The following is a 5,558-nucleotide window of genomic DNA, read 5'->3' as shown; positions in this document are numbered from 1 at the left end:
ACATTATAAAATAAATATCAAAAAAGCTGATTTCCATCAAATAATTAATAGAAATCAGCTTTTTTACATTGCCTAAGAACTTAATGTCCCAGCCTCATCCCTAAAATATTTGGAGATGATAAAATGATCGCGACGATATAAATTATTTTGTTACTTTTATTTGTCCCATCATTCCATGATCTTCATGCTCAAGTATGTGACAATGGAACATGTATGTCCCAGTATTTTTAAAAACCACTTCTATTTTGGCTTTTTGTCCAGGTTCCAGAGATATAACGTCTTTTTTGCCTCTCATATCTTCTGAAGGTTTCTTCCCATCCACTGATAAAACTTTAAATTGCGTTCCGTGGATATGGAACGGGTGCTTCATACCACTCATTTTATCTTTGACGTTTTCAATTTCCCAAGTTTCTTTACGGTTTACCTTTTGTGTGAAATCTATTCTGTTAGGATCGAATTTTTTGCCATTAATAGTAACATTATCGTCCATACCTTCTAATTTGATTTTTTTATCTACTTTTGGAGTAGTGTCTTTGTTAGTACTTTTTTCTTTGTTAATAATTGGTAAAATTACTGTTTCATCATTATCAACAAGATTGACTTTTTCTTCTTTCATTTTAGATAAATCTATTACTATTTCTTTTCTTGCTGAAGGAGCTAAATTAATTTCTTTTAACTTTTTAGTCTTTTCTAAATGGCCGCCTTCTGAAGCAATATATTCAAAACTTTGATTATTACTTAGCTTAAGATTTAAATCCCGAGCATTGGAGCCATTTAAAAGTCTCAAACGTATTTTTCCTTCTTTTGTTGTTAATTTAGGATCTACTTTCCCATTCACAAGGACTGTATCACCTTGAGTACCATCTTCATCTTTCGTTTTTGTATAATTTAATTTTTTAGATACAAATGTTTTATCTTGGATTATTATAGGCAAATCATTTTTTCCATAATTGCTAGGATAATTATTCTTTTTGTCATCCTCTATATATAATAACCCTGATAAACCATTATAAACTTGTTTAGCTGTATTTGGGGAGGGGTGGGGATGATACCATAATGTAGCAGCCTCTTGTTTAACCTCAAATTTTATTGTTTTTTCTTTTCCTGGTTTTATAACTTGAGAAGGGCCTCCATCCACTTTTCCATCTATTTCTAACCCATGCCAATGAAATGTTGTATTTTCATCTAAGTTGTTGACTAACTTAATTTTAACCTTATCTCCTTTTTTTAATTTTAAAGTTGGCCCAAGTAAATTTCCATTGTATCCTAAAGTGTTAGAGAAATTACCTTTGTAAAATTCTGTCTTTCCTTTCTGCGCTTTTAATGTATAACTTTTATAACCATTGTTATCTTTTTTAGGATCTAAAACTTTGGGAAATGTTATTTCATTTTTTCCTTGTGAAGAATTCAAATTTTTTCTTTCGTCATGACTTTTCATATCCATCATATCATTTCGCTTTTGATCATTTTCTTTCATGTCCATCATGTTGTGCTTACCTTCTGCAAAAGTATCATTAGGAACCATAAACATTATAGAAAATAACGTAATTAAAATTGTGAACATTTTTTTATACATTATATTTACCTCTTTTATTTTAATTTTAATGTAAATGCATTAATTGCTACGATGATCGTACTTAAAGACATAAGTATTGCACCCACAGCAGGTGATAATATTAAACCAATAGAAGCTAATATACCAGCTGCAAGAGGAACTGCAATCACGTTATATCCTGCGCCCCACCATAAATTTTGAACCATTTTTTTCATCGTATTTTTTGAAAGGGACAAAAAATTGATAATATCAGAAGGATTACTTTTAACGAGTATGACATCCCCCGATTCAATAGCTACATCTGTCCCTGCGCCAATTGCCATACCAATATCTGCTCTAATAAGGCTTGGCGCATCATTGATACCATCACCAACCATCATGATTTTGCTACCATTGCTTTGATAATCTTGGATAATACTTTCTTTATCTTCGGGCATCAATTGCGCGTGGACATCACTAATACCTAATTCTTCAGCCACTGTTTGTGCCACTTCTTTATTATCGCCTGTAAGCATGACTGGCGTAATGTTTCTCGATAATAAATCCGAAACCATTTGTTTTGAACTTTCTTTAATTTTATCGCCTTGTGCGATAATACCAATAACTTGTCGGTCATGAATTAGATAACTAATAGAATTCCCTTGTTGAGCGAGATTCGTAAATTGTTCTTTATTATAATCAAAATTGCTTTTATCGAGATAAGAAACATTCACTATTTTGAGTTTTTTATTATCAACTGTGCCTTCTAAGCCTACACCTGGAATATTATTAACTTCTTGAGGAGTAGCATATGAAATATTTTTGCCTTTAGCAAAATCAACAATACCAGTGGCAAGTGGATGATTAGAATTACTTTCTAATGAAGCAAATAGACTCAATATTTCTTCATTATTTAACTCGTCTGTAAAACTTTCATAGTGATTCACTGAAAAGTTACCTTCAGTTAGTGTCCCAGTTTTATCCATCATGATGTAATCAATGTGTTGTGCGATTTCTACAGATTCTCTGTTTTTAATGATTAAACCATTATGTGCGCCTATAGAGGTAGAACGTGCTGTAACTAAAGGTATTGCCAAGCCTAATGCATGTGGACAAGCAATGACTAATACGGTTACTAGCCGTTCAAGTGCGAAATCGACGTTGTTTTGAATAAGCATCCATACGATAAATGAAATCAGGCCAATACTTACTGCAAAGTAAAACAAATAACCTGCGACTTTATCAGAGAGGAGTTCAGCTTTTGACTTATCGTTTTGAGCTTGGTTAACAAGACCCATAACTTGAGATAGGTAGCCATTTTCACCCGTAGCAGTCACTTTAACTTGTACTGTACCTGAACCATTAATTGAACCTCCAATAACATCATCATTATGAGTTTTATGAACTTTTTTTGATTCGCCAGTAACTAATGATTCGTCAATTGATGTTTCTCCTTGAACAATGATTCCGTCTGTGGGTATACTTTCGCCTGCTCTGACTTCCACAATATCGTCAATATGAATATCTGATATTTTAACTTCTTCTCGTTGATTGTTATCAATCAGCTTCACTGCAGTATTAGGTAAAAGTTCTGCCATTTTCTTCAGTGCATTGCCTGCATTACCTACTGCGTTCATTTCAATCCAATGACCTAATAACATGATTAAAATTAAAGTCGCTAATTCCCAGAAAAAGTCCATTGTATGTGTGGATGAACCACTGAAGTTATTCATATAAAAGGCGTATAAACTATAAATATAAGCTACTGAAATACCTAGAGCAACAAGCGTCATCATTCCAGGTTTTTTAGTTGAAATTTCATCTTTAGCCCCTGATAAAAATGGCTTTCCTCCGTAAAAGAATAAAATTGTAGCAAGAATTAATACAATCCAATCTGACCCTGTAAATGAAATTTGAAACGGTAATTTAACTCCCATCATGGGCGATAAAATAATAATCGGTATCGCAAAAATCAAAGAAATAAAGAATTTACTTTTAAAATTTCCATGATGGTGATGTTCATGATTACCATGACTAGTGTGATTTTCATGTTCTTGATGACTATGATGCTCATGATTTTGGTGTTTTTTGTTATTCGACAAAATTAAACCTCCTAATTTTATATTTTTAAAGATAGTAATAAGACAATTTGAGTGTAACATATACGGGATAGGGGTATATACCATTTGACTTTTTTATTTTGTAGTGTACAGAAAATAACCATTTTCTGTACACTCTCTTTTATTCATTAAGTAAAAAATTCTCGTACAACAAAAGTAACATACTGAAAATCCAATGATTATGCTGTAATTATAATTAGCATCAACACACATACATACGTGTATGGCTGTGTATATGTACTTCTAATACGAGTATGTAACGATACTTTTGCATTTCTACCCACTATAGTGTTATAATTCAATTAACAAGAGCTTCGTGCATTATATGCACCAATCCCCTCACTATTGCGAGTAGTGAGGGGATTTTTAGGTGATGGCTAACATCGCCTATTTTTTCTTATTATTACGTGTACGTAGCCATTGCGTAAATAGCGCAATAATACAACCACTGATGACTGTGGTCGTGATGTGAACAAGAACTTCGACCATTTAATATGCACCTCCTCTCTGCGTCTGTATTGACGCCTGAGAGATAGGCGACTTCATTATTATACCATCTATATCTTTTGAATCATATTCTCTTCCGATAAGTGTATATATGTTAATAGCATTACTTTTATAGGTGCTGTTGCAAAGTCAGAAAAATACACTACAATTAAATTCACGAGCTTTTATTACGTTAGATTAAGTATACGCTTATTTATTAGATAAGTACATCTTTATTTTTAAAAGCACGCATTTATGCCGAGAAAATTTATTGATGTTGAGAAGAACCCTTAACTAAACTTGCAGACGAATGTCGGCATAGCGTGAGCTATTAAGCCGACTATTCGACAAGTTTTGGCATTGTTAAGGGTTCCGAGGCTCAACGTCAATAAAGCAATTGGAATAAAGCAACAATTAGGAATAAAAATACAACATTTAGGAATTTTAAACCAAATGAGATTTTGAGTTTGTTAATATGTAAGGGAATTCATAAAATTAATAAAGGAGAATGATAAATATGAAAAAGATGTTTTTTCTATTTTGTCTATTATTATGCTTTTAAGTTTTTGTATCCTTTAGGGTTTCAAGATGTAAACGCTGAAAGTAAAGAAGTAAGTAAACCTACAAGTAATGTTGATAGTAAAACTAAACAAGATATTATTAACAAGATTAAAAATACATCTATTTATAAAGAACATGCAAATTCAACTTCTATTAATTCGATAAAAGATGAAAATATTATTGTTCATTTAGATAAAGGTGAAAATACTAATGTATATTCTGTTAGTTACATATTTGGAAAAGAATTGGCTCAGAAGAATAATAATCTTGCTATGATTGAATTAAAATATAATGAAGCTAATAAAGAGATTTTTTACGATCACATGATGTATTCAAAATTCGTTAAACATGATAATAAAGAATACATTAACATGAAGGGTGTTTTAAATGACAAACCTTATTATGAGTTCAATATAGACCAAAAAGGTCATTACTATGATAAAAATTTTAACATTACATCTAAAGATAAAATTGAAGAAGAATCCTTTAAAAATTTACCACCTAAGGAACGCGGATGGTGTGAGTGGGCAGTCGGTGCATTATGCGGTACTGGTGGAGCAGGAGGATGTTGGGCAGCAGCTGCTGCCCTAGGTATCACTACCGGTTGGGGTGGATTTACATTAGCCACAATTTGCGGTTTAATAACATCTCTTGGTTGTACTGGTGCAACTAACTATATTTGTAAATAGGAAAAGGTGATTATATGGAAATGTTTATAATGATATTTCTTTTTGTATATTCTATTGTAATTACGTTGATGTATTTTAATAAAAAGGAGTATTCTACATGAACTATTTCAGATGTAAACAATTTAATAAAGACGTCATAACTGTAGCCGTTGGCTACTACTTAAGATA

3 protein-coding genes and 2 pseudogenes are annotated in these 5,558 nt (G+C 31.9%); 2 read left to right on the top strand and 3 right to left on the bottom strand.

What is annotated here, in order from left to right:
* Positions 1–142: 142 nt before the first annotated feature.
* From mco to CD138_RS14085, 3 genes are all read right to left on the bottom strand, one after another.
* Positions 143–1,576 carry a multi-copper oxidase Mco gene (gene mco / locus CD138_RS12415; RefSeq protein ID WP_019169201.1) on the bottom strand — a complete coding sequence of 478 codons (1,434 nt, stop codon included), beginning with the start codon at positions 1,574–1,576 and terminating at the stop codon, positions 143–145.
* A 14-nt stretch (positions 1,577–1,590) separates the two neighbouring features.
* Entirely contained in the window at positions 1,591–3,636 is a 2,046-nt protein-coding gene (gene copB / locus CD138_RS12410) for a copper-translocating P-type ATPase CopB (protein ID WP_019169200.1), read from the bottom strand.
* Positions 3,637–4,041: 405 nt separating this feature from the next.
* Complete coding sequence (locus CD138_RS14085) at positions 4,042–4,143, bottom strand: type I toxin-antitoxin system Fst family toxin (RefSeq protein WP_019169023.1); 102 nt, start codon at positions 4,141–4,143, stop codon at positions 4,042–4,044.
* Between the two features lie 549 nt (positions 4,144–4,692).
* Here CD138_RS14085 and CD138_RS12405 point away from each other — a divergent pair.
* Together CD138_RS12405 and CD138_RS12400 are read left to right on the top strand one after the other, a co-directional pair.
* Positions 4,693–5,390: pseudogene (locus CD138_RS12405) on the top strand (halocin C8 precursor-like protein).
* Between the two features lie 97 nt (positions 5,391–5,487).
* Positions 5,488–5,558: pseudogene (locus tag CD138_RS12400) on the top strand (IS6 family transposase); the annotation flags it as partial.

Source organism: Staphylococcus intermedius NCTC 11048, from assembly GCF_002902385.1.
In the GTDB taxonomy this organism is placed as follows: Bacteria; Bacillota; Bacilli; order Staphylococcales; family Staphylococcaceae; genus Staphylococcus; species Staphylococcus intermedius.
The sequence above is the reverse complement of the archived record's forward strand: the minus strand, read 5'-3'. Positions and strand labels throughout refer to the sequence as shown.

Coding starts and splice junctions, on each gene's coding strand:
- CD138_RS14085 (WP_019169023.1), bottom strand. CDS start 4,143: ATGGTCGAAGTTCTTGTTCACATCACGACCACAGTCATCAGTGGTTGT.
- mco (WP_019169201.1), bottom strand. CDS start 1,576: ATGTATAAAAAAATGTTCACAATTTTAATTACGTTATTTTCTATAATG.